The sequence below is a fragment of the Gordonia sp. KTR9 genome (genome assembly GCF_000143885.2).
In the GTDB taxonomy this organism is placed as follows: domain Bacteria; phylum Actinomycetota; class Actinomycetes; order Mycobacteriales; family Mycobacteriaceae; genus Gordonia.
This window is the reverse complement of record NC_018580.1, coordinates 130,374-155,419: the sequence shown is the minus strand read 5'-3', so window position 1 is coordinate 155,419 and position 25,046 is coordinate 130,374. Positions and strand designations below refer to the sequence as shown.

Annotated in this window: 19 protein-coding genes; 15 read left to right on the top strand and 4 right to left on the bottom strand. The window is 62.0% G+C overall.

Going from position 1 to position 25,046, the window contains the following annotated elements:
• The first annotated feature begins 35 nt into the window (after window positions 1-35).
• Window positions 36-2,075, top strand: a complete 2,040-nt coding sequence (locus KTR9_RS00640) for a DHH family phosphoesterase (RefSeq protein ID WP_014924758.1) — start codon at window positions 36-38, stop codon at window positions 2,073-2,075.
• A 67-nt stretch (window positions 2,076-2,142) separates the two neighbouring features.
• Here KTR9_RS00640 and KTR9_RS00635 read toward each other — a convergent pair whose 3' ends face one another.
• Window positions 2,143-2,622: a hypothetical protein gene (locus KTR9_RS00635; protein WP_137811223.1), complete on the bottom strand. Its 480-nt coding sequence runs from the start codon at window positions 2,620-2,622 to the stop codon at window positions 2,143-2,145.
• A 309-nt stretch (window positions 2,623-2,931) separates the two neighbouring features.
• Between KTR9_RS00635 and KTR9_RS00630 the strand changes: the two genes are divergently transcribed.
• Both KTR9_RS00630 and KTR9_RS00625 read left to right on the top strand, forming a co-directional pair.
• Complete coding sequence (locus KTR9_RS00630; protein ID WP_044505534.1) at window positions 2,932-3,444, top strand: hypothetical protein; 513 nt, start codon at window positions 2,932-2,934, stop codon at window positions 3,442-3,444.
• Between the two features lie 245 nt (window positions 3,445-3,689).
• Window positions 3,690-3,977, top strand: coding sequence for a hypothetical protein (locus KTR9_RS00625; RefSeq protein WP_148281127.1), 288 nt, complete (start codon window positions 3,690-3,692; stop codon window positions 3,975-3,977).
• Between the two features lie 278 nt (window positions 3,978-4,255).
• Here KTR9_RS00625 and KTR9_RS00620 read toward each other — a convergent pair whose 3' ends face one another.
• Window positions 4,256-4,903, bottom strand: coding sequence for a hypothetical protein (locus KTR9_RS00620; protein ID WP_014924754.1), 648 nt, complete (start codon window positions 4,901-4,903; stop codon window positions 4,256-4,258).
• Between the two features lie 4 nt (window positions 4,904-4,907).
• Entirely contained in the window at window positions 4,908-5,201 is a 294-nt protein-coding gene (locus tag KTR9_RS00615; RefSeq protein ID WP_238553842.1) for a hypothetical protein, read from the bottom strand.
• Between the two features lie 586 nt (window positions 5,202-5,787).
• Between KTR9_RS00615 and KTR9_RS00610 the strand changes: the two genes are divergently transcribed.
• From KTR9_RS00610 to KTR9_RS26440, 6 genes are all read left to right on the top strand, one after another.
• Entirely contained in the window at window positions 5,788-7,812 is a 2,025-nt protein-coding gene (locus tag KTR9_RS00610) for a DNA primase family protein (protein WP_238553841.1), read from the top strand.
• A gap of 56 nt (window positions 7,813-7,868) precedes the next feature.
• On the top strand, window positions 7,869-11,768 hold the full coding sequence (locus tag KTR9_RS26445; protein ID WP_014924751.1) for a hypothetical protein: 3,900 nt from the start codon (window positions 7,869-7,871) through the stop codon (window positions 11,766-11,768).
• 147 nt (window positions 11,769-11,915) lie between these two features.
• Window positions 11,916-12,515, top strand: a complete 600-nt coding sequence (locus tag KTR9_RS00600; RefSeq protein ID WP_158409739.1) for a GNAT family N-acetyltransferase — start codon at window positions 11,916-11,918, stop codon at window positions 12,513-12,515.
• The gene (locus tag KTR9_RS00595; protein WP_070415646.1) at window positions 12,512-12,952 is read left to right on the top strand and encodes a hypothetical protein; all 441 of its coding nucleotides are present in this window, start codon (window positions 12,512-12,514) and stop codon (window positions 12,950-12,952) included. Before KTR9_RS00600 ends, KTR9_RS00595 begins: the two co-directional genes overlap by 4 nt.
• On the top strand, window positions 12,943-13,644 hold the full coding sequence (locus KTR9_RS00590; protein WP_014924748.1) for a glutaredoxin family protein: 702 nt from the start codon (window positions 12,943-12,945) through the stop codon (window positions 13,642-13,644). Before KTR9_RS00595 ends, KTR9_RS00590 begins: the two co-directional genes overlap by 10 nt.
• Before the next feature lie 65 nt (window positions 13,645-13,709).
• Complete coding sequence (locus KTR9_RS26440) at window positions 13,710-15,917, top strand: DEAD/DEAH box helicase (RefSeq protein ID WP_014924747.1); 2,208 nt, start codon at window positions 13,710-13,712, stop codon at window positions 15,915-15,917.
• A 56-nt stretch (window positions 15,918-15,973) separates the two neighbouring features.
• Here KTR9_RS26440 and KTR9_RS00580 read toward each other — a convergent pair whose 3' ends face one another.
• A complete protein-coding gene (locus tag KTR9_RS00580) occupies window positions 15,974-16,357 on the bottom strand; it encodes an Lsr2 dimerization domain-containing protein (RefSeq protein ID WP_014924746.1) in 384 nt (127 codons plus the stop codon).
• 566 nt (window positions 16,358-16,923) lie between these two features.
• Here KTR9_RS00580 and KTR9_RS27855 point away from each other — a divergent pair.
• The 6 genes from KTR9_RS27855 (at window position 16,924) to KTR9_RS00550 (ending at window position 24,977) form a co-directional block, all read left to right on the top strand.
• Window positions 16,924-17,895 carry a hypothetical protein gene (locus KTR9_RS27855; RefSeq protein WP_014924744.1) on the top strand — a complete coding sequence of 324 codons (972 nt, stop codon included), beginning with the start codon at window positions 16,924-16,926 and terminating at the stop codon, window positions 17,893-17,895.
• 246 nt (window positions 17,896-18,141) lie between these two features.
• On the top strand, window positions 18,142-19,113 hold the full coding sequence (locus tag KTR9_RS00570; RefSeq protein WP_148281125.1) for a hypothetical protein: 972 nt from the start codon (window positions 18,142-18,144) through the stop codon (window positions 19,111-19,113).
• Window positions 19,114-19,302: 189 nt separating this feature from the next.
• Window positions 19,303-20,604, top strand: a complete 1,302-nt coding sequence (locus KTR9_RS00565) for an ATP-binding protein (RefSeq protein WP_014924742.1) — start codon at window positions 19,303-19,305, stop codon at window positions 20,602-20,604.
• Between the two features lie 109 nt (window positions 20,605-20,713).
• Window positions 20,714-22,549 (top strand): hypothetical protein, encoded by a 1,836-nt coding sequence (locus tag KTR9_RS00560; RefSeq protein WP_014924741.1) that lies wholly within the window; start codon window positions 20,714-20,716, stop codon window positions 22,547-22,549.
• A 127-nt stretch (window positions 22,550-22,676) separates the two neighbouring features.
• Complete coding sequence (locus KTR9_RS00555) at window positions 22,677-24,620, top strand: AAA family ATPase (RefSeq protein WP_014924740.1); 1,944 nt, start codon at window positions 22,677-22,679, stop codon at window positions 24,618-24,620.
• A 111-nt stretch (window positions 24,621-24,731) separates the two neighbouring features.
• Complete coding sequence (locus KTR9_RS00550; protein ID WP_044505530.1) at window positions 24,732-24,977, top strand: hypothetical protein; 246 nt, start codon at window positions 24,732-24,734, stop codon at window positions 24,975-24,977.
• Window positions 24,978-25,046 lie beyond the last annotated feature (69 nt).

Sequence of the window (25,046 nt, the reverse complement as noted above, 5' to 3'; positions counted from 1 at the left end):
CCTTCCGCCGGACCTGAGAGAACGGACCATCCACTGTGACCACTCCGGCCGAGCACGTGCTCGACAATGTCATTTCGGTGGCACGCAATTTCTCATCCCGCCGGCCCTTCGACATCATCCGGGAGCGCAAGGGCTGGGACACCGACGTCATCGAACGACTCGAGGTCTCCACCGACGAACCCCTCCCTGACCTGGATCTCAGCGTCGAACTGATCCACCGTGCGATTTCGCAGGGTAGAACCATCACAGTTCTCACCGACTACGACATGGACGGCGTCGCCGCCGGGATCCTGACCTACGCAGGGTTGGCCGAGCTTGGGGCGCACGTTGAGCTGGTGATCCCACACTATGAAGGGCCACGCGAGATCACTGCCCCGAAAGTGGATCAGGCACTGGCCCAGTACCCAACAACGTCGCTGCTCATCACTTGCGACGTTGGCATCAACTCGAACGAGGGCATCGACCGCGCACACGACCGCGGCGTCGCGGTCATCGTCACCGACCACCATATTCAGACCGTCGATGTATGCCGCGCTGACGCGGTCGTCGACCCCAACCGAACGGGGGCTACCTACCCCGAGCCCGACATCTGCGGATCGCAAGTGGCTCTGCACATTCTGAGCGCGTACGCGCGCACTCACTGCCCGACCAAAGCCACCGCAATCGCAATGCTGTCGGTGTTCGGAGGGATTGGCGGGCTCGCCGACGTGATGCCGTTGCGCGGACAGACCCGGGCACTGGTCCGTCGCGCCGTCGGCCTGCTTGCTCTGGCTGTCCCCGACGTGCCTGTCTACACCAAGGCGGACGCCGATCGCGACGAGAATCCGATCAAGTGGCACCAGATCGGCCAATGGAACCTCGAGGAGCCAGATCGCATCGACCCGAACACCTCCACACTGATGCAGATCGTCAACGGGCAAAGTCATGACCGCCGATACCGTGAAGCGCTACGCGGTCTGTCGGTGCTCTTGTCGCGGCTCATCGCTGCCGGCAAGGTTCGTTCCGTCGACGATCTGGACGTGTCGTTCCTCGGTTTCACGCTGACGCCGATGTTCAACGCGACACGTCGAGTCGAAGCGGATATGGCCGACTCTTTCATGGTGTTCGTCCCTGAAGCTGTGCGCTCGTCGCGGCCTGACTACCATCCGGAAGTCTTCGACACCTACGAGCACCTCGACGCCGGCCGCCGGTCTGCCGCCGACACCTTGGTCGCCAACAACGAGACCCGCAAAGAGCTCACGAAGGCTGCGATGGAAGGGATTTTTGCGGCCGAGCAGCCTTACGCTCCGTACCTCTGGTTTTCAGACGCCAAGCCCGGGGTGCTCGGGTTGCTGGCATCGAACCTTCTGCAAGAAACCTCGATGCCGACGATGGTCATCAACCCCGAAACGCTGTCCGGGTCCGCGCGTGCGCCCGAATGGTTCGATGTGCTGGGGTTTGTCTCTCAGATGAACGACCCTCGACTTCGTGCCCAAGGGCACCATCAGGCATGCGGTGTCGGCTTCACTGATACTCACGCTCTCGCCGAGCTGATAGCGGCTATTGCGGTCTACGTGGACTCCCTTCCCGAGGTCGACCCTGAGGACCAGAGAGCGGATCTCCACATGATGGACATCGAGTCTCTCGCACAGCTCGATATGGAATCCGCGGAGGTTCTCGTTCGCTTGCGCCCCGACATTCCGCTGCCGATGGCGCCAGAGCTCATCTCGCTCGCTGAGTCTCTCAGCGTGCTAGGCCCATTCGGGCAAGGCTTCCCGGCCGCTGACATCCGTCTCACCTTCCAGCCGGCCAGCGCATCAATCAAGCTGATGAGTCGCAAGGAAGAGGCTGGTGAACTGCAGAAGGGACAGGCACCCGAGCCTGCCGACTACAAGCACCTGAAGGTGGTCACCGGCCATGGACTCGAACTGCTGTGGTGGAACAAGGCCGATCAGTATCAAGCCTTGTCTGACGCCACACTCGTAACCGCCACGATCGAACTGTCGACCAACCTGTTCATGGGCAACACTCGTCCACAGGCATTCATATCCTCCCTCGTCGTCCACACTGTGAGGCAGGCTCGCGGCGCTGCGTAGGCAGGCCCTCCCCGACACAACACAGCCCCGCGCATTCGATGATGCGCGGGGCTGTTGTCGTCAAGGATCAGTCGACGACCCGAACTGGGTTGACTCCGATCAGTGAGCCATCGGGTACCGCCGCTGGATGCACCAAATACATTCCGGGGCCGTACGTCCGGCGCAGCTCGCCCAGCCAGCTCGACTGCAGCTCGTCGTCGCTGAGCACCATGGCCATACCGCAGAGATCTGGCAGTAGCCGGTAGCCGACTGCAGGGTCGCCGGCGACGGTGTGGCGTTGGTCGTGGGCCATGTACTCCCGGCCTTCGTCCGGCAGCTCGGATAGACCTGCTGCGCACAGTTCGCAGGCCGCCACGACTGCGCACGGCCGCAGCGCCGTCCCTGTGCCCAGGACGCCTTCGCGGTCGTCGGCGCTGAGCCAGAAGCACTGCACCTTCCACTCGGGGCTATCGCCCCGGACGTCGACCAGATGTGCGGTGGCTGGATCCAGCTCATCGGGGAGGACCCCTCGGCTCTGTACGGCGCTCCATTGCTCGACTGCGGTCATCTTGTCCTCCCGACAACGGTCTCGCTCAGACGCGGCCGTGGTTATTCGTATCTGGTAGCTCACCCCTGTGAACTGCACTAATAGGGGCATTGAGTGGAATAACTATTCTCAACGTATATACTACGGACGCATTTGCCGTGGGCAAGTGCGTCGGACGTGTCCCTGGTCCCGCGCCCTGGGGACGACGCCTTCCCTGGGCACCGGCGGAGCCTGTACCCGGGGTGGGTTGGAAGGATGTTGCAGCCAGGCCTCGGCCGGGCTCCATCGCGCACCCGGCACATACATTTACCGAAACGAAGGAACGCCACCATGAAGGTCGCCACTGCGTTCTACGACGAGAACAAACTTCTCGTTCCTCCGGCCAAGATCTGGACGGGTGAACACCCGACCATGAATCAGTTGACCCTCCAGGGTGGTTACTGGCACATCTGCACGAAGTACTTCGAGTCCGCAGCTGTGCGTGACGTGATCGCCGAGGCGTCTCTACAGGCGATCATCGACCACAACGGAACAGTCATCTATGACCAGATCGACGATGCGCCGTTCTATGACGAGGTGACCGGTGACTTCATCGGTTGGCGGTACTACATCCAATACGTCATCGAAGAACCGAACTACAAGCCGTTTCCGAGCTATGCGGCGACGGCCGACCGGATCGGCATCTCGCCCAACTACGTTCAGCCTTACGATGGCGTCGCCGAGGAAGGCCCCGACTACCAGACGCCACGGCCTCAGCGGCTGTCCGCGTTGCAGGCGCTTCGGGAATCGCAGGCCTTCCACGGTCAACGCAAGGCTGGCCGAACGCATGAACCGACGTTGTGAAGGTGTCACAACAGAACGATGCCCCGCTGAAACTGCAAGGATGAGAGCAGTTTTAGCGGGGCATCAGCCATTTCTGACCCACGTTGAGAGACTAACATGATCCCGGCGTTGGCCGGCATCACATCCTAAGACCCAGAAGCGACGCCGGCGATAGCCCGTGTCGTTCCATTGGCCGGGCACGAGGCATGCTGTCACGGCCCGTCGACTACCGACCGCAGCCGACTAAGAGAAAGAGACCGTGCGCTATGAGCCCCAGCTCCGAACAGACGCAGCCGATCTCCTCTGACTGGAAATCGAAGCAGCGCGCCATGATTCGAGTCGATGAGCTGACCCCCGGCGACGTCATCCTTGGCGGCCTGACTCCCGCCGCAGTCCTCCGGGTGGAAGTCGAAGGCGAATGGGTGCGCATCGAGTGTCAGCTCGTCGATGAGGACCTGGACCAGGAACTGTATGAACTGGTGGAGCGACCGAGCGACCCAGTGGTGATCGCAGTCGAGAAACACCCCTCGCTACCAGCCAAACGACAGTCGTGAGCGCAGGTTAGGGCCTTCTGCCCAACCAACGCATCTGGAACACCTCCGCGGCCTCAACAGTTCTCGCTGGTGCGACGGCCTTCAATCGATAGCCTCGCCAGAACTGCGGTCTGACTGACCTCCACTGATCGGCTGGCACCGAAACCAGGCGCTCGTCCTCGCGGCCTCTAGCTGGTATCGGCCGCTGTACCGGTCCACTCGGGCGGCACACCCTGCGGAATCAGGCCTCCTGCAGATAATCCTGTGAATACAAGCATTACTTGCAGGAGCATGTTGGCTCAGGGGGAGGCATTGCATTTCGCGATCGCTTGCACGATTTTCCTGAGATCCGGACGCTCTGTGGCCGCAGCGGCGACGGTGTCGAGGTAGCTGGCGAGGTCATCAACGAGTGGCGGTTCAGTGGAGACGAGCGTCGCGATCGCCGTTGCCGGGGTCGCGACGGGAAGTCCGTCGAGCAAGCTCACCTCATCCCACGTGACCGGTACTTCAACAGTGATCACGTCTGCGGTGCTCAGCTGGTAGCGGGGCCAGCGGGCTCTGGTGTGGGCGAGCTGGGGCAATTCCCCGGCGGGTTCTGCGAGCCCGTGGATGGCGAGTGCGGTCGTGGCGGTCACGACGTAGTCGGGCCACCCGGCTGCTAGCCGTTCCTCGGGGAACAGGTCTTTGCCCGCATTGACCCATCCCAGACGCGCGTCCGCGAGAACACCCTCATCGTCGGTACGGTCGAGTTCGCGCATCACGCCGTACGCGACAGCTTTGAGCATTCCTCGCAGCCGCAGTCGCTTCTGCTGAGTCAGGTCCAGTCCGAGACGCCCGCACTGGCCGCTCGTGATGAATCCCCACTGCCGGGCGCGAAGTTCTGCGGTGTCGATCCACCGCGCCCACAGCGGCGACGAGCGGCGGGGTGGTCGGACGGTAGACGTCATCGGGTCAGTCCTGGTCGAGGTACGTCTCCATGGTGTCGATCATCCGGTCCTCGTACGCTTCACGGCTGATGAACTGAGCGTCAAAGCCCTCTTCGGTGTGATCGCCGGCGGCCGTCTGTTCCCCCAGGGTGATGATGCGGGCATGGCGATCCTCGTCGTCGAGCAAGGACTCCAGTTTGCTCCGCAGACGCTCAAGCGCACCTCCTCTGGAATCGGCGGTGACCGACCAGCCCTCCCCGCCGTAGCGGCCGGTCCAGTCGCCGTTGTCGTCTTCGGCGAGAATGGCGCGCTGGGTCACGTGCAGCCGTGGTCGCTCAGTCACCGTCTCACCCGCTTAGCCGTAGAAGGTCTCAACGATCATGCCCCGCTGAGAGATCACGGTGCAACGGTGCGTGTAGACACCCGGTTTCGGGTTGAGTTGCCGGATTGGATCGGCTGACAGTTGATGGTCGTCGGGCTCGCCACATTAGGCGCGCCGACAGCCAGCACGGGCGGGCCCGCCGCCCGGTGTGACGTCACCACAGAAACGCCGCCGAATATGCATCGATGTCGTTACTGAGAACCACACGGACAATCTGACAACGACCACTTGGAACACCGCTGAACTGCACATAATGGATGACCTGAGTTCTTAACAGTGATTCCCAAAGTACCGCGCATGGAGTTTCTTGGTAGGTAGTTAGTTTGTGGCGTATCGTCACCATCAAGCCTTGACCCACAACCAAGGTCACCCGCACTGTGCGGCACCCAGCAGTACCCCGAATAGACGCTCGATCGACCCGTCACGACACGCGCCGTCGACCGCGCTCACAAACCCACGGGGATTCGGCGACGAGTCGTCCCCCTCGGCCATTCGGGCATCGTCAGACGACCGAAGGATGACTATGAGTTCTGGCTCGGTACGCGCCATGTATCTCGTCGGGAGTGAACCTGACCTCGATCCTGAGATCAGCGCTCGATACAAGCCCAGCTCCGACTACCTCAAGGCCAGTGACGGCAAGCCGTTCGCGGAATCAGTGGCCGTCATCAGCAAGCGCTGCGCCGACTCCTATCTGACTGCCGACCGGATCCCGACTCTCAAGACCATCGCGCCGGCCACGGTCCATGACGGTCTGCTCAATGAGATCAACAGGCAGATTCTGGCTCAGAACGAACGGATCAAGACCGCGGAGATCCACGGCACCAAGCGGCTGCCCCTCACCCAACTTGGGTTCGCCGAGGTCGCGCGATTGATCTTGGCGTTGTACTCGATCATCTCGATCTCGCCGTCGAGCCGAAACTCCGATCCCGACTTGAACATCCTGGCCGCATACGACGATGACCCGTCGAGTCCCACCTTCGGAACCTACCGGTCGTCGCAAGGGCATATCCGGTCGATCGCCCGTCGATACTGCCTGAACCTGACCACCCGGGATTTTGCCGAAATCATCGCGGCGCTCAGCGATTCCGCGCCGAGGCGGACTCGGGGCGACAACCGTGACTTGATCGCGGTCAACAACGGCATCATCGACTACAACGACGGCGATCCCCAGTTCATCGACTTCTCGCCAGAGTTCATCTTCCTGGCCAAGTTGGATGTTGCGTGGAATCCCGACGCCCGCAACGTCGTCATCCACAACGACACCGACGGCACCGACTGGGACGTCGAGTCGTGGATGGAGAGCCTGTCCGACGACCCAGAGGTTGTCGAGTTGCTCTGGGAGATCATCGGTGCCACAGTGCGCCCCTACGTCAGCTGGAACCGGTGCGCCTTCTTCTACTCAGAGCAGGGCAACAACGGTAAAGGCACGTTGCTCTCGCTGATGCGCAACCTGATCGGAGTTCAGTCCTACGCCAGTGTCCCGTTGGCCGACTTCGGTAAGGACTTCCTTCTGGAACCGCTCACGCGAGCCAGCGCGATCCTCGTCGACGAGAACGACGTGGGTACTTTCATCGAGAAGGCCGCCAACTTCAAGGCGATCGTGACCAACGACGTGATCACGATCAACCGGAAGTACAAGTCGCCGATCGCCCATCAGCACTTCGGGTTCATGGTGCAGTGCCTCAACGACAAACCTACGATCAAGGACAAGTCAGAGTCGTTCTACCGGCGCCAGCTGTTTGTGCCCTTCACCAAGTGCTTCACCGGCGCCGAACGCAGATACATCAAGGACGACTACCTCACTCGCGCCGACGTTCTCGAGTACGTGCTCAAACGTGTCTTGACCATGAGCTACTACTCCCTCAGTGAGCCCCAGGCGGTGAAGGACGCCCTCGAGGATTTCAAGGAGAGCAACGATCCGATCCGGGCTTTCTGGAACGAGGTGAAGGGCGAGTTCCGCTGGGATCTGGTTCCGTTCCCTTTCGCTTACGACCTCTACAAGGCGTGGATGGCTCGGAATATGCCCAACTCGAAACCGCTGGGTCGCAACAAATTCATCGACTCGTTGGTCACTCTGGTCCGATCGGACCGTCACTCGATGTGGCTCTGTGAGGACCATCGGACGCAGTACCGCCCGGGTGACCGAATGACGGTGCCCGAGGAGCTGATCTACGAGTACACGCTCGTCGACTGGGCCAACGTCGCTGCGCCCAAGACCAGCCCGAAGCAGTATTCGACACTGCCGGCAGACCGGCAGAAGAACAGCTACCGCGGTCTCATCCGCCGGGACACCGACGAACTCGCCGATGCAGCGAGTGAGGCCCAGCAAGAACACGACCGAGAGGTCATCGACATGCTCGCCGCGCGCGACATACCGATCTCGAGTAGCCCGCGCAGGGCCGCGGAAGCGACCCCGGGGGCGAACGGTGTCTACCGGGAAACGGTCCCGGACACCACCGACCCCTTCGTCATGGATCCGGCCGCACCACCTCCTCACCGCACCGCTGCGCCGCCCACCACATCCGAGGGGTCGCCAGCACACGAGTAATCCACCCGCCTGCCTCACCGTGGCCCACTGGCCCAGCACTCAAGGAGACGCTGATCATGACCCCGACCCCGTACGCCAGCAAACCGGCGGCCACGGCCGCAGAGTCGGCTTTCCTGTTTTACGACGTCGAGTCGCTGAACAACGCCTTCACCGTTGCTCTCTATCGCACCTCTGAGGCTGCGGCAGTCGTGTACTACCTTCTCGACGACGATCCCAGCGGTGTGGGTCTGACGCGCACAGCGCTGGCAACGATGCTGGCCGATCCCGCCGGCGGTCTCACCGACAAGCTGTACCGTCTCAACCCGGGTCTGCTGGCGCGTCAGCGTGAGACCGAGGGGGCCGTTCCCGGCCGGGACATTCCCCTGCTGGACTTGGCCGACGAACGTAACGCTCGCACGCTAGCGAAGCTCCTTGGTGGGGTGATCGATTCGGGCTCGGTCGGCGACGTCCACACCCGGGAACGGTGTGTCATCAGTGGTGCACCGATCATCTGTGACACCCACCCTGACTACGACCATCGGCTCCCCGAGCACGCCTTCGTGACCGGGTACAACTCGAACCAGTACGACACGACGATGCTCGCGCTGTATCTCTCGCTGCGCTTCGACGAATCGAACCGGGCACGTCCTGTCACTGCTGCTCAGATGCGTGAGCACAGCGATGCGATGTTCGCACTGAACAAGCGCGAAGATCGTCCATCGATGTCGAGTTATCTGTCTCACGCGGGGAACCGTCGAGCTGCAACGATCCGTGGTAACTGGCTGTCGTCCGGCCGGCATCTGGATGTCGCCCGACTCAATGAGCTTCAGCAGAAGGTCTCGCTCAAGCGTCTGCTCGGGATGCTCGGTCACCAACTGCTCGAATCCGAGAAGCTCTCAGGTCCGAATGCGTGGCTCGACTCGCTCGACGACTTCATCGACCTTGTCGCCTACAACATCTCGGACACCGTCGGTACTGCGTTGCTGTTCAACGACAACACCTACTCGGGCAGCTTCGATCTGCGCTCGGGCCTTCTACGGACTTTCCCCGAGACTGTGTTCAACCACGACAACGACTATCGGACGCCTGTCCTGGATACCTCAATGGTTCTGACGTGGCCTCGCCCACGCCTGACCACTGACACCTCCTCGGCGCAGTTCGCGGGTCGCATCCTCGCCCCTTACCGGGATCTGCGAGCCATCCCCGGTCACATCGCAGACCTACCGGTCGTCTCGTACCGCTATCCCGATCCGTTGGGCCACAACGGATCGACGATCGGTGCCGCCACCAATGTGCTCACCGCCACCCGGGACTTCTTCTTCGAGACCGTACCGACCGACACCGTCGCTGGTCGCATGGCGCATGAGGCCTTCGAGAAAATCTATCGGTACTACCGGCGTATCGAAGGTCTCAACTTCGATCACGCTCAGCATGAGGACTTCGCTCCGATCGTCGTCAGCGGTCGAATCTCAGCGTGGTTGCGGTCCGCGGCACGCAGCAGTGGTCCGATCTCGTCTGAGGCGAGGCGCGTCGGTGACGAGTTCTTGCATCTGTTCGGTGGCGGTGTGTCCACGACAGCTGAGGGTCCTCGACGCTTCAGCGTGCAGCGGTTCGCCTCGCTGAGCAACTCGCTGCTCGAATGCGCCAACGCCGACACGTCCTTGACGAGAATCCGTCACCAAGAGCTGATCGCCGACATCAACCGACTCAAGATCGTCGTCTTGGCTAAAGCGGATGCGGCCCAGCCGTACTGGCCGGATGATCGACCGCCAACATTCAGTGACACCGTCATCGAATGGCACACCGATCGCAACCATGCGACGAACGACTCCTTCGAGCTCGCTTCCATCGCCAAGCTGCCATGCAACATCCCGTACTTCGACAGCGCCGGCGAGGCGACCAGCTGTTTCGCCACCTTCTCCACCGGTGGGATCCATGGCGCCGAGGCTGATCTTGAGGCATTCAGCGCGGAGCGTGACGCCTCCGAACGTCGATGGGCGATGTTTCGAACCGCCATCGATACAGCGGTCGATCAGTTCCGCGCGGCAGCCGGACACACCTGCGGTGATCGTGCTGTTGACGAGGCGTTGTTCCCTGACCCAAAGATCGTCAAGATCGTCACCGAAGGTCTGGAGTGGATCGCTGCAAACGCCGCGACGATGCCTGCCATCACACAGACCGACGGCCAGCCCTACCCCGGCGAGGACCTGGCGATGGCCGCGTGGTGGATCCGCAAACGGATCCGCCTCGAGGTGATTGACCCTGTGTCGGGTGAACCGGTCACTGTCGAATGGTCAGACGTGCTCAAAGCCGGGTCCAAGGCGAACAGTCCAGTACTACGTGATCGCCCCAAGGGGGACCGAGGGGTGGAACTGTTCACTGCACGCGAGATCAAGGAGGTTCCACTGTTTCCGCCGCGAGCGGTGCACGCGGACAACAAACTCGATTCGAAGTACCGCTTCACCTCGGTGGCTGATGTCATCCACGAGGACTTCACGAGTTACTACCCGCTGTTGTTGGTCAACCTCGCGGCATTCACCAACCCGGACCTTGCCGAGCCGGGTCAGCCTGCTCCTGACAAGTACAGCCAGATCTTCGGTGACAAGGAACGCTACGGGAAGCTCCGCAAGGACCGCTCACTCACCGCAGCTCAGCGCGAGAATTACAGTGTGCTGCGCGAAGGCACCAAGCTGATTCTGAACGCGGCATCCGGAGCTGCTGACGCTCGCCACAACACTCCGATTCTGATGAACAACATGATCATCACTATGCGGATCATCGGTCAGCTGTTCAGCTGGCGGATCGGGCAGGCTCAGACGTTCGCCGGCGGTCGGATCGTCTCGACAAATACCGACGGCCTGTACTCCACGCTCGATTCTGAGACGAACCAGACGGTCCTCGACCAGCACACCGGAGCCATCGGTGTCGAGATCGAACCGGAGTCGCTGACTCTGGTGTCGAAGGATTCCAACAACCGCGTCGAGTTTCTCACCGCCCAGGAGTCATTCGAGATCCTCACCGACGCCAGTCGGGGGGCGCCTGAGTACGCACCGGAGGAGATCGAGGGCAAACCGTGGTACCGCGTCGTCGCCTCAGCCGGAGGCGGGACGTTGGCGTGCTGGGCCGGACCGAGTCCGCGCAAGGCCCTGGCGCATCCGGCCATGATCGACCGGTTGCTGCTCGAGTACTTCAAGCTCATCGCCGGCGGATATGTGCCCCCACATCGACCGATCCCCTACGCACTGACCAAACCGGTGTCGATCTCAGAACCGATGGACATCGACGCGATGCGAGAGGTGTTGGTCGAATTGCACCGTCACCTCGAGGTCCGTGATCTGCTCAGGCTCTATCAAAACCTGCTGGCCTCCTCTCCTGGGGCCAGCAGTTACCTCTACGCAGCTCCCTACCGTCTCGATCCTGAGACGAACAGGGTCGTCGAGGCCACTGAGACTGCGCATCTGACGTTCCCGGGCGATCGGCGCAATGTGACCGACGATGAAGCACTGCTACGAGAGGGTGCCCTGCTCAATCGGCACCCCAAGGCGACGCCGGTCCAACTGTTGGGGCACTTCACTCGTGTGTTTCTGGTTCGACCTGACGGTGTCGATACCGAACTCTTCGGTGAACCTCTGGTCATCGCCGCGGCGAAAGCTCGAGTCGTCAGCACCACGACGTGGACCTCGCGCGAGGACAAAGGCCTGCGGCCGGCTAATCCGAACGGAATCGATCCGATCGCTCAGCACCTGCTCACAGCTGCTGGAGAGGACGCCGGCCACCAGGCCCGTACGCGCGATCTGATTCTGGCGCGGCACAGCGGTGTGGACCCGTCGACACCGATGCTGGTGTTCAACCACACCCTCGCGGATCACCCGGACACCGCGGTCCTGGAAAAGCTACTCGATTCCATCGATACCGAGGCCTACCTCACGATGGCCGCGAGCTCGTACGAAGAGAACTGGCGCAATGGAGCTCGGTAACGAGGCTCGTGTGTTGTCACTGCCACCCCACCAAGGAGTCCGATGACCCACCGTATTCGCGTACCCGAGGTCGGCCCGATCGACCTCGTGCCAGGTCTCATCCGACTGCGCGAGCCCTCGCCATTCGACGGGCGAGCCTGGTCGCGGTTGCGTGTTGACGACGCCGATCGTCTGGCCGCTCGTCACGAAGGACTCGTCCCAGTCGATGGGCCTCAACGATGGGTCGAAGTCAACCAATCCGGAAACTGGATGGCAGTGCAACGCTTGGCGATACAACGCGTCGAGCTCGGCCTCGGATTTTCCTGGGTCATCGACCTCGACAACCGTTTCGCAGGGCAAATCGAACTGACCGGCTTGACCCAGGCGCCACATCGCGCTGCACGCGTCGGTGCCTGGGTTGGCCGGCAGTTCGCAAGCCGAGGGATCGCCTCCGCAGCCCTGGCGCTCGCCCTCGATCACGGCTTCGGGTCTGCTGGTGTCGACGTCGTAGAGGCCGTCGTCGACCGAGACAACGAACACTCTGAGCGAGGACTTCTGTCGATGGGGTTTCGCCAAGTCGAGGCAGGCCGCCGCCTGCGCTCGACATGGGAATCGGTGTACCCCCCTGATCCGGACGCCAACATCTTCGAGATCACCCACGACGATCTGCCCGCCGGCGTCTCCTCGTTCGTCGACCACGCCATGAAGAGGCGGAATCGACGAACCCGCGACACAACCGACAACCGGTTCCATCGGGAGCAGTCGTGACCCATGTACAGCTCCCGATGGAACGCATCGTTGAGAACCATCTCGTCGCATCGTGCCAACGCCACGATCTGCTGTGTCTGAAGGTCACCTCACCCGCCCGGCGTGCCATAACTGATCGGCTCGTCATCGGCCATGACGATCGCTCGGATCCGGTCGTGTTATTCCTGGAGCTCAAACGACCGGGGACTGTCCCCCGGGCCAGCCAGAAGGCGATGTTCGCACGTATGCGCGTTCACGGCGCCCACGTCGTAGTGGCCGACTCCGTCGCCGCCGTCGATCACTACTTCCTGCGTACCCCGATTCCCATCAGGCGGCGCGATCCGCAGGTCGCACGGCTACCGGGGATGGCGCCAACCGTGCTGGTCCTCGACCGCGGATCAGGCGACAGCTCGACATTTCCAACCACCTCCACGAAAGACGATCCGTCATGTATCTGACCTGCCCCAACTGTGGCGAAAAGTGGGATTCCTCAGGGAAGTACACCTCCCCGCAGAACAACAAGCTCAATGCGATCTGGTGGCGCGACGAACATCTGTCCGCCGCATGCCTCACACCGGACGCGCCTACGACGAAGGAACTCATCATGCCCACCTCCGCGACCAGTGCAACTTCCGCCGGCTTCGATCTCACCGGCCTCGCTCCGCTACACCCGATGCTTCCCCATGCGGTGATGTACACCCTCCCCGACTGCCCCAACTGCGACCGACTCAAGACCTGGTTCAAAGCTGCAAAGCTCCCTGTCGTCGCTGTGTCGCTGGAGCTCGACTCCGATGCGTATCGACTCTTCAGCGGTGAACTCCGCGTGCAACAAACCCCGATTGTTCTAGTGCACAACACCTTCGAGGAAGCTGCATACTTCAGCGGCTTCGATTCGAACAAGATTCGGCTGGCAGTCGCAGCAGTGAACGCTCGCCTCAAGGCGCTCAACGCATCGAACCTGCTCCCCTCGCTCGACAGCTACATCACCGAACTCACCGCCAGCGTTGAACCCGAGCAGAAGTATCCGTTCCTCCGAGCCGAGGTATTCGCAGCCCTCGCCGCACGCCATGTTCGGAACGACAGTGCGCAGCCTGCCCGGTGCACGACGCCGGAGGAACTATCTCGATCGACACCAGTCATCGCTGCCTGACCCAGGAACGTCGCGCTCGATGTCACCGGTTGCAGCCGCGTGCGGACACCCCTCAGGAGACCATCATGACCGTCGTATCAACCATTCCTGCCCCACCGGCGCTGCCGGTGTGGATGCAGGCCATCGAGAACACGCTCAAACCGTTTCAGAAGCAAGTCCGTGACTTCATCCGCACCCGACATGCCTCGGCCGTCTGGATGACGATGGGTAGTGGCAAAACGCTGGTCACCCTGTCAGCCCTGTCATATCTACGGGAACCGGGCCACATCTTGGTAGTCGCACCGCGCAACATCGCCGTGGACACCTGGCCGGAAGAACTCTTCGACTGGGACATCCCCCTGCAGGTGACTTCGTTCAACATCACACCTCCCGGCATGGTCGGGAAGAACGGCCGTCGCAGTAAGGGCCAACGCAATCTGAAACCTGCAGAGTTCAAAACTCTCGTGGACAACATCGGCACCGACAAGCCGGGCCTCTACACCGTGGGATCGGACCGGTTCACCGACCTCGTACAGCGCATCATCTACGCCGGCGAACCTCGAGTGCGGCCGGTCGGGTGCGCACGGGATGACGGCGTCATTGACCTGGACGCTGTGCGCGATGCATTCAGTGAGATCGAGGACCGCTACGCAGCACTGTGTCTCGACCGCGTCGAAGCGGCCCCCGAGGCAGAACGCGGTGCTGTGGACGATCAGTACTCGGAGATCAAGGCCGCGCTGGGGCAAGCTCGCCTGGTCAAGCTGAAGCCGGGAACCGCCTCCGGCGGCGCACCGACGGTGGTCTTCGCTCATCGAGATCCGAAGAAGGCGAAACGTCTTCGTGCCGAACAGGTTCGCCACGACCTGGCAGATGTGATCACCGCGGTGACCGGCCACCCCTTCCGGGTGGCGGTCATCGTCGCCAAGCCGGACTACCGCCAGTGGCCCTTCCCCACAGTCATTATCGATGAAGCCCAGGGATTCAAGAATCCTCAGTCCCTTCGCTGGAAGGCCATGATCGCGGTTCGTCCGCACATCCGGCGTCTCATCGAGCTGTCCGGCACCCCGACCCCCGAAGGAGCTCACGAGATTTGGCCACAGATCTTCCTGCTCGATCAGGGCGATACGTTCGGTACCAGCTACACCGATCACCTAGCGACATGGTTCACCCCCGAACAAGTCGTTCAGAACCAGGTCACGCGGTGGCAGATCAGTCGCTGGAACGAGACCCAGCTACATCAAGCGATCTCTCATCTGGCGATCTCAGCCGAGAACACCGAGCTGCACCTCATGGGTTTCGGTCCCCCGATCACGCATCGCGTCCCGTTGAGCGCTGACCTGATGAACGCCTATCAGGCATTTGCACGCGACGCGCTGCTGTCGGTCCTGCTGACCGGCTTAACCGAGCTGCGTGAGCGTGCCTACGACCAGTCGATGGCTGCTACAGCGGACATGTTCGCCGTGACCGCGGCCGAGGATGACGCTCGCCGACGCGCCCAGTGTTCCGGTCTCGACAAGTCCGAGACCGAGGGCGCTGTGTCGGAGGCACGTCAGCGGGCGATCGGGGCAACCGGTGACACCGCTGTGGCTCGAGCTGCCTACGACGCTGTGACCCTCGATGACGCCTCCGCGCACTACATCGAGGCGGTCAACGGGGGTGTCCTCCGCAACAAGCTGCTTCAGTTCGCTGCCGGCGCCGTCTACATAGATCTCGACAAGGGTGCCGACGGCTATGCCAAAGCGACATCACTGACCAGTCGGCCAACACTGCAGCTGCATTCGGCCAAGTTCGACAAGGTCATCGACATCTGCGATCAGCACTTCGCTACCGGCGGCGACGGATCTGTACTCATCGCCTACCGTTTCGATTTCGAGAAGACGATCCTGATCGATCGTCTGCGTCGCGCCGGTTACCTCGGCGCTCGCGCCTACAACGGGATGCCAGACACGAAGAAAGCTTGGAACCGCGGTGAGATCCCGGTCATGCTCGTGCATCCCGCAAGCGCAGGACACGGACTCAATCTGCAGTTCGGTGGACACACCTTGATCTGGACGACGCTGCCGGACTCGAACGAGCATTATGGTCAGACACCCGCGCGTCTTAATCGGCTTGGTCAGACGAAACCGGTTGTCGTGCATACGATTCTGACTGAGAACACGATCGATATGGCGATGCCCGGTGCGCTGTCCGACAAACAAGCGAGTCAGGAGCGCTTGATGCAAGCGACTCGTTCCGAGTTCAAATCCTCGATTGCCGGCGCTATCGCTGCGGTAAACCGTGCCCATCGGCAGTGAAATAGGTCCGCTATCCTTTCTAGGAATGGCGGACCTATTTACATAAAATCGCTTCTCTACTCGCTATTGTCGTCGCGATGATTGGGGTCCAGCAAACTGATTGGCCCCACACCTTTCGCCTCATGGTATTTGGTGATGATCTCTTTGCTCACCATGCCCCGGTCGCCAACTTCTATTCCATTGGCTTTCGCCCACAATCTCGCTTCATGATGCATCGCGGCATTCAGCGAACCGTGTGCGTTACGGCCAACCTTCTTTACTCGTCGGCCGCGCTTAACAACGTCGTACACCGAGATCGCTTTGAGTTCTTCTTCTAGGTTGTCGCGATCCAGATCCACCACGTAGATGGAATTGTCAAACACCACACCTACTCGGTACGAGTTCTCCACCTCTTTGCCGGTGACATCGCTGTATACCGTTGTAGATTCCTTGATCGCCATCAGCGCGCAACCTCACCTCGTGTCACATGGGCATCACGCCATGCCTGAGCTCACCTAATTTCTCAAATATTACACAGGGTGTGTCGATCTGGATGCTTTGTGCAGGTCAAGCAGGTCGTGTCGCCGGTGACCAGTTTCTTGAAATCGTCTGTTTGCCATATTGGATGGTGTCACGAGCCTGGCCCTCATCCTAACGTTCGACTGCCCCTGTTGGCTGGCGAGCAAGCACTCAGAACGCCAGACGGCCGCGGACGCCGGAGGCGACCGCAGGAAGGGTTGCGGTGTGTCTGTGTGAAAGAGGAGACGTGCTGGGATACCCAGCAGTCTTCCGAGGGGTTGACTCACTCTGGCTTGTGAACCGCTTCGGCCGTTCACAAGCCAGAGTGAGGCACCAATGTAGGTTCGCAAAGAATCTTCACGATGCACCTACGCGAAGGCCAGTAGCCACATAAGCCGCTCTGCGGAATCACGATTCTCCCTATTGCGTCGCAGCACCCACTGCGGCGACTCAATCGTTCACGAAAACGCTCGACCGATCACCCACACCGTCACACGAAAGGGCCATCATGACCGCACCCACTGTCCCCAACTCGACCAACATCCGACCGAACCAGGTCATCATCGTGCAGGGCGAGGTCGCGTTCGCGCGGACGGCGAGCCTGATCACCGGCGCCGAGCTCGAGCGCCGGGTCAGCAACTCGAAGAGCGCCTACCCGACCAACACCGATCACACGTTGATCAGCCTCTCGAACTGCAAGATCGTCCCGGCCAACCCGGCGCAGCTGACTTGGGAGGAGGCGTACGTCCAGAGCTTGTTCTTCGAGCACAAGAAGAACCCGGAGAAGGGTCTGGGTTACGAGGCCAAGAACCTCACCCGGAGCCTCCCCACTCTCCTCGCCCGTGACCCCGAGAACCCGGATGCCTACCGTCAGATCGTCGACGTCGAGGGTGAAATCGCCCGTGGCACCGAGGTCCGGATCGTGCTCAACACCTTCCAGTCGAAGGACAAGTTCGGCCGCGATCACCAGAAGCTGGGTGTGGGTCTCGAGGCGATCATCCTCTCGACCGAAGAGGTGCCCTATGCGCCGAGGACCGGCGCACGCAGCCTCGATCTCAGCTCGTACGGCATTACCGTCAGCGAACCGCTGGTGGCGACCAACGGTACCGCCGCACCGGTCATCGAGATCGTCGGAACCGATGCCTCGGGCCTGCCGGCTGCTCCGGTGGCAACTCCCGCCGCACCGCCGGCTGCTCCGGCTGCTCCGGCTGCTCCGGCTGCTCCGGCTGCTCCGGCTGCTCCGGCTGCTCCGGCTGCTCCCGTCGCACCTGTCGCACCTGCCGCCGCGTCGGCGCCCGCGGCTCCGACAGCGCCGAGTGCGCCCGTGACGCCGACCGCTCCCGCTCAGCCGATCGTCCCGGTGGCCGAGGCCTACCAGGTGGCCGCTCCGGCCGCTCCCGTGTCGGGCAACCCCGCCGATCCCTTCGCCGGAGCGCCCGCTCCGAGCTGGGGTGGCGCAGGAATCCAGCAGCCTGCATGAGTCGCGCTCCAGTGAGCGCGTCGTAACCGCTAGCGACGTCAGGGCCGTGGGGCTCCTCGAAAGAGGCACCCCACGGCCCTGCGTTTTCAATCGCCGTCTCCCCGCACAGAAGGGCACGCACCACTCATGAGTGACCCCCGGACTGATCCGATCTTGCGGTTCCCGGAGTTCTACGGGAACCGCCACGTTCGTTCGATCCTTGCTCCACAACGACTGTGGACGGTCTCCGACTTCGACAAACGCCCCGTGGACATCGTGTCTGCTCTGGATGGCGGACCGGTATGCCCACGCTGCAATCAACCTGACTGCAACGAGGTCCACGGGGCTCGACTCTCGGATGCCGATACGCAGCTGATGACCCTCGGTGAACTGACCGCGGCGCTTCCGAATGCGCGCAATGTCGCTACCCATATCGACTGGCGCTCATCGGGTCTGATGGTTCTGGACATTGAGCCGGGTTGCCCCCCAGACGTGACCGATCAGCTCTTGCGCATGGTCACCGGGAATACCGCTTCTCCACAGCCCTCAGCTCTGTACGCAGAGATGTCGGGATCCGGCCGCGGGTACCACCTTGTGCTGCCAGCGCCAACCAATATCGCCCTGTTTCCGCGAGCAGTGCACGCGACCAAGCTGCAACACCCCCAACGGTGGTACGAAGTCTTGCTCTATCACTGGATCACGTTTTCGCGAAACCCAATCCCCACACAGCGTCTGGTCTCCGCGGCATCAAACACACGAGGCGAGGAGTTGACGTGGGAAGGTGTGTTCGGGCAGCTGGTCCAGATAGCGCCCGGCGGCACGGCCGCCGGCGATCGAACCTCTGGTGAGTTCGATCAGGTGCTCAGTCTTGTCGAGGGCGACCTCGATCCGACGACCATGTCCATCGACATAGGCCGTGAGGTCATCGACGTACTCGGCAGAGAACCCGCCAAGGATCTTCATGACGATTTCGCTGGTGACACCTCACGGTGGGAGATGTCTCGACTGATCCGGATCGCAGCCATCAGCCAGAACAAGCTCCATATCCGGCAGTCCATCAGCCGAATCACCGGCATCGGCACACAGGATCCTGAACAGGACAAGCGACAGCTACTGAGTCTCGTTCACCATGTGGCCCGCGAGACTCTTCCTCCCCGGATGAAGCATGACGAACGTCGCGCCGGAACCACTTACCTGCTCAAACGCTGTGCTGAAGCCCTAGAGCACCTGGACATCTGAAATTCCACAGGCGGTGGTGGGTGAGTGATGGTGCTCGCTCGCCTCGCCGGTCTGACGCGACGATCGCGCCGAAGGCGCAACCGGAGATGTCCGGAGCTGGTGTCTGCCCCACGGCCGCGGCACTGCTCAGTTGCGCTCAGACCTCCTCTCAACGCCACACCTCAACACGACACGAAAGAGATCACAGACATGACCTTTCTCTTGAACGACGACTTCATCCTGCGCCATCTCCGACCCGACCTCCGCAATGCGCGCGTGGCGCCCTGCCTGCTCGGCCCGCCGGCCATCGGCAAGACGATGGCGGTCAACGCCCTCGCCCAGAACGGTGACTTCGCAGTCTTCTCGATCGACGTCAACACCCTGTCCGATGCCGCGGACCTCACGGGTGTGCGAACCGTACCCGACCCGGCGAACCCGAACAGGTTCGTCCAGATCTTCTTCCCGCACTACACGATCCAGGAAGCCAACGACTACGCCGAGGAGCATCCCGACACGCTGGTCGTCATCCTTCTCGACGAGATCAATCGCACCAGCTCCGATGTCACGTCCGCGGCACTGACCTTGTTGACCTCGCGTCGTTGCGGAAATCTCAAGCTCGCCGACAACATCCGCTTCATCGTCACCGGCAACGACAAGGGCAACATCTCGATGCTGGATTCGGCGTCGCTGACTCGCTTCGCTCTCTACCCCGTCCGTCCCGATGCCAAGGTTCTCCTGAACCTGCTCGGCGAGGATCTGCAGCCAGCAATCCGCGATGTCCTCACCGAGCATCCCGACTGGGTGCTCCAGAGCCCGACACCGGTGGGCATGGTGACGGTCGCCGATGAAGACCCTGATGACCCGAGCAGTTCAACCGCTGTGTCCGACCGTGAGATGGCCGAGTTCGCCAGTCAGATGGATGACTCGCAGGACATGAGTCAGTACACCGCTCCGCGTACCATCGAAGGTCTCAACCTGTGGATGAACGAGCTCGGTCCGACGGTGATGGCCGAGCTGGCTGTCGAAGAAGCCGTCAGTCCCGATGGTCAGACGACCACCGAGTTGATGCTCGGCATGCTCGCCCACACAGGCAACACCGCATTCACCGCCGAGGTGCACGCGAAAGTTCTCGCATCGCTGCTGGCGCCGGCGGCCACGTCCGGACCGGGCGCCATGAGCGTTTCGCGTCCGGCTGCCTGGGACAAGCTGCGAGCGGCGACCACCCAGAATCAGATCGAGCAGATCATCAGTTCTCTCGACACCGACAAGCAAGCCGACGTCCTGATCTTCGCCTTGACCACCAAGGGCGAAAACACGCTCACCACGCAGGTGGTTGACCGGATTCTCGAAATCGGTGCACTGTCCACCCTCAACAAGGACCAGCGCAGCGTTCTGCTCAACCGCGGGACCTCCGGAGTGCTCAATCCGGCTTCCGTCAGCTACTTCCTCGGCAAGTCGACCGAACCCCTCGTCGTCTCGCTGACTCCGATTCACGAGTTCCTCGCAGCCTGAACGCCGCCGTACGCCCCGGATCGCGCAGTGCGATCCGGGGCGTCGGTGTCCCGGGCATGGCGACACACAACCGAGACGTACTCTCGCACACCAAGAAAGGGCCATCTCCATGGCAATCACGATCTCGGGTCAAGCCCCGCATCGCATCAGCCCCCACGACTTCCCGCCGCCGTTGACCACCGATCCGGCCGACCCCGGTGCCGAATACCGATTCGGTTCGGTCCTCGCGACGTTCGCTGCGGACCACCTGCTGCAGCCGTTGACTCCCGCCGTGCCGGCCCGCGCCGTCGACTCCGTCTCGGGCAATGCCGTCACACCTGCCGATCTCGGGCAGCTGCTCGCGACCCCCATCCTCGTTGACAGCTTCAGCGGCGGGACACCGGGTGATACTCCGGAGAACAACGCTGCGGCCCTGGATCTTCTCGCGCAGACGACTTCGGCGATCTCTCGCAGCTCGCACCCCTACATCCGTCAGGTCTTTCTCAACCAAGGACTTGGCGAACTACGTCTGCCGGCCCCTGCGCCGGGCCGAGTGATCTATTCAGCGGAGAACGCGGTATCGCCTTCGGCGAAGGAACTACTCAGTGTGATCGGCGACGGCTCGTCACCGACCGCCTACGACGACGGTGATGCTGGATGGACACAGTTCTTCGTATCGCTGGCCGCTGCATTCCGACCTGCGACCCTGGGTGTCGCGATGCTCGGGCCTGACACTTTCACTCGTTTCGGCGAGCACCTGATGGAGGTGGCGTCAGCCCTGCACGCCAGTGGCAAGGTCAGCGCCGACGTGCTCGACAAATGCCGTCAGTGTGCGGCCATCACTCTCACCGATCTCACTGAAGCCCTGCGTCTACGGCCACGGGCGAACGTCCCGACCGAGGACTATTCCTTCGCTCGCCTCGTTGTCCACTCGCTGTTCTCGTTCGTCAGAACCGAACAGGTCAGCGCTGCCGCTTCGTCCGCTCCGGCTCACGCCGCACTGCTGCCGTTCGATCTCACCGAAGTCATCTGTCCCGAGACGATCGTCTTCGTCAATCTCGACGCACACGCCCGGCGTACGCCTTCGGAGATCAAAAAGGAATGGACCTGGGTCACCGGTCAGCTCACCAGTGGGCTGAAGGTGATGTCGATGAAAACGATCACCCGGCTGGGGGCCGCGGCGTCCCGGTTGCGCAACGCCGAGCGGACGGCTGTCAATTCACGGAACCAGCTCGACAGGGACAGCAAGCGCGACGCGCAGGCGGCTGACTTCTCGGCGGCCGCGCCGCCGCCGGCGCAGATCCTGAACGATCTGCGAACCAAGCTCGATCGGATGGCCACGGTCAACAAGTCTCAGAACATCCAGCTCCACAAAAAGAAGACCCTCGCTCGCCCCAATCGGCGTCGCCCGGACAACCCGGACGTGCCCGGGATCACCACTCGTCAAAACTTCAAGCCCGATGTGCACTACTTCCCTGACACCTCAGGCTCGATGAGCTTGCAGGACTACATGGACGGTGCCCTGTTCCTGATGATGATGGCGAAGAAGTTCCAAATGAACTTCTACTTCAGTTCGCACAGCCACCTACTCGCTCCGGAAATCCTCTTGCCCGTGAAGGGCAAGTCTGTACCTCAGATGAGGAAGCTCATCGAGTCGGTTCCGAAGGTCGGGGGCGGCAACGACTTCAGCTTGGTCTACGACTTCATCCAGGCCAGCACTGATCGTCGGCGTCGACTGAACGTGGTGGCTACCGATTTCGGCTGGGTGGCCAACTCCTCGCACATGTTCACCCACCCGGAGAACATCGTCTACCTCCCTGCGTTCGATCGTTCGAGCTCGTACAGCTGGGAATCGGTCAAGAGCAACTGCTCTCATTTCATCAACTCGATGCGTCCGCTCGACCCCGACATCGACACGAAGATCCTCGGCATGGGTTACGCGGGGGCTTCGCCCAACGCCACGTAACTCCCACCGTGAAGGGGGACTGGTGATCGTCCGTCCGATCACCAGTCCCCCTGTGCGTCGGCGCTCACCACGTGAGCAGTGGTCGTCATCGTGCCCCACTTTCACCTCTGAGAGGACACACCTTCCCATGACACACCAGCACACCGCTCTGCGTACCGGACCGCAGATCGTGGCCAAAGGCATCCATAACTTCTCCGAAGATGACGATGACTCCGCCGGCTCCGGTTCCGGCGCGACGCCAGGCTCAGCCGCATCGAGCGCACTTGGTGCGATCATGGGCGGTCTGCTCCCGGGCGCCGCGGCTCCCGACGACCCGGACGAAGTCGCCAAGTCGATGCTCATCGACTACAACGACAAGTTCGCCGGCGCTCTACCCGCCGAGTTTCGCGACGAGGTGATCGACCGGACTGCGGCGGCCTTGATCAGCAAGAACAAGCCCAGTGCCATTCTGCTCGGTCCGGCCGGCGTCGGTAAGACCCGCGTCGTCGAGGAGCTCGCCCGCCGGATCGCCACGAAGGATCCGACCGTACCGCCTCGCCTGCGCAACAAGACCATCTACGAACTGAGTCTGTCGTCGCTGGTAGCGGGCACGATGTACCGCGGCATGATGGAGCAGAAGATCGAAGCGCTCATCGCTTTCGCCAAGGAGCCCAAAAACGGCGCCATTCTGTTCATCGACGAGATCCACCAGCTCGTCCCTGCTGGGAACCAGAGCTCGAGTTCCCATGAAGAACTTGCCCAGTCGCTCAAACCGGCTCTCGCACGAGGTGATCTCCGAGTCATCGGGGCCACCACCGATCAGGAGGGTCGTCGACTCGCCGGCGACCCGGCGTTCGCCCGACGTTTCACACGTGTCGGAGTCTCCGAACTGAATCAGGATCAGACCAGGCAGGTGCTGGGGACTGTGCTCCCGAGCCTGATCACTCACTACAAAAACGCCGTCTCCGCCGACGAGACCGTCCTCGACCATGTCATCGCCCTCGCCGACGAGCATCTGACCACACTGCACCGCCCGGACAGTGCCCTGACATTGCTCGATCGATCGTTGGCGCGACTGACCATCAAGCGACACAAGCCCGACCTGGCTGCGTTGATGGCACCGGGGGATTCCCTGCCGCTGACACGAGGTGTCGTCAAAGAGGTTGCGGAGAGCATGCACGGCTCAGACGCCGTGCCTCGCGCGTTCGACGAGGCGGCGCTGGCCCAGGCACTGTCTCGGATTCAGGGGCAGGACCAGGTATGTGCTCGCGCAATCACTCTGCTGCGCAGGGACGCCCGAGGCATCTTTCCTCGCCGTCAACCCCTGGGGTGGATGTTCGCTGGCACCTCGGGGGTCGGCAAGACCGAGGTGGCCCGACAGATCGCGCACTCGATGATGGGTACCGAACCGATCATCTTGAACATGGCTGAGTTCTCCGAGCCCCCATCGATCACACGGTTGCTCGGTTCGGCCCCCGGTTATGTCGGCTCCGAGTCGAACAAGGAGATGCCGTTCGACCCGCTGGATGCCAATCCTCGGCAGGTCATCGTTCTCGACGAGTTCGAGAAGGCCCATCGCGATGTACAGCGAATCTTCCTGTCCGCCTTGCAGGAAGGTTCGGTACGAATGGCCTCCGGCAAGACCGTGGACTTCTCGAAGTCTCTGATCATCGCCACCACCAACGCAGGCCGCGAATCGATCTCGAAGGGCGGTATGTCGTTGGGATTCACCGGCGGTCCCGCGCCTACCGGCGCGCACTCGCTCTCCCGCGAGCAACTCACGAAGGCTCTCACCGCGTCACATACCGGCGCCGGATTCGAGCCAGAGTTACTGGGTCGATTCTCATGGATCGTTGCGTTCGACGTGATCTCGCGGGAGACCTATGCCAACGTGCTCGCCGCAACGTTCCTGCGGCTTCGTGCTGACATCGAGCGGAGCAATCCGTTCCTGGCAGCATCTCTCCCCGAGGAACTCGACGACGATCAGATCGCCGAGTTCGTCGAGAGCACGTATGTTCCCGCCCAAGGTGCTCGGCCGGCCGAAGCAACGGTCCGGAACTGGATCGAGGATGTTCTCGATCCAAGCATCTGATTCATCCGCACAGCAGGGGTCCCGCCGGCAGCGGGGCCCCTGTTGCGTATCTGGTCGCAGCTGCTGACCGATCCAATCCGACATCCCCACCTGCTGATGGGAGGGCCAACTATGTCCGCAACATCCACAGAACCGTCCCTCGCCCGGTCTCCGGACGAGATCATGCACGACCTCGATCAGGCTCTATGCGGCCGCGCCGACATTGACGCCAAGGCCGTGATCTTCGAGCTCATAGACGACATCCGGTCGGCCTACCGCCTAGCCATCGCCTCCCACATCGGCCGCCCCTGCACTGCCGTCTCGACGATCGACCTCGAGATCGATGACTACATCGCCAACCACTACGGCGACGACTGACTCCCGGGCTCGCCTGCGCCTACTCACTCGACATCTCTTCTGCCAGATCAGCATTCGCTCTGGCCCACA

Coding starts and splice junctions, on each gene's coding strand:
- KTR9_RS00590 (WP_014924748.1), top strand. CDS start 12,943: ATGTATCTGACCTGCCCCAACTGTGGCGAAAAGTGGGATTCCTCAGGG.
- KTR9_RS26445 (WP_014924751.1), top strand. CDS start 7,869: ATGACCCCGACCCCGTACGCCAGCAAACCGGCGGCCACGGCCGCAGAG.
- KTR9_RS00560 (WP_014924741.1), top strand. CDS start 20,714: ATGGCAATCACGATCTCGGGTCAAGCCCCGCATCGCATCAGCCCCCAC.
- KTR9_RS00630 (WP_044505534.1), top strand. CDS start 2,932: ATGAAGGTCGCCACTGCGTTCTACGACGAGAACAAACTTCTCGTTCCT.
- KTR9_RS00610 (WP_238553841.1), top strand. CDS start 5,788: ATGAGTTCTGGCTCGGTACGCGCCATGTATCTCGTCGGGAGTGAACCT.
- KTR9_RS00620 (WP_014924754.1), bottom strand. CDS start 4,903: ATGACGTCTACCGTCCGACCACCCCGCCGCTCGTCGCCGCTGTGGGCG.
- KTR9_RS27855 (WP_014924744.1), top strand. CDS start 16,924: ATGACCGCACCCACTGTCCCCAACTCGACCAACATCCGACCGAACCAG.
- KTR9_RS00550 (WP_044505530.1), top strand. CDS start 24,732: ATGTCCGCAACATCCACAGAACCGTCCCTCGCCCGGTCTCCGGACGAG.
- KTR9_RS00580 (WP_014924746.1), bottom strand. CDS start 16,357: ATGGCGATCAAGGAATCTACAACGGTATACAGCGATGTCACCGGCAAA.
- KTR9_RS26440 (WP_014924747.1), top strand. CDS start 13,710: ATGACCGTCGTATCAACCATTCCTGCCCCACCGGCGCTGCCGGTGTGG.
- KTR9_RS00635 (WP_137811223.1), bottom strand. CDS start 2,622: ATGACCGCAGTCGAGCAATGGAGCGCCGTACAGAGCCGAGGGGTCCTC.
- KTR9_RS00565 (WP_014924742.1), top strand. CDS start 19,303: ATGACCTTTCTCTTGAACGACGACTTCATCCTGCGCCATCTCCGACCC.
- KTR9_RS00555 (WP_014924740.1), top strand. CDS start 22,677: ATGACACACCAGCACACCGCTCTGCGTACCGGACCGCAGATCGTGGCC.
- KTR9_RS00625 (WP_148281127.1), top strand. CDS start 3,690: ATGAGCCCCAGCTCCGAACAGACGCAGCCGATCTCCTCTGACTGGAAA.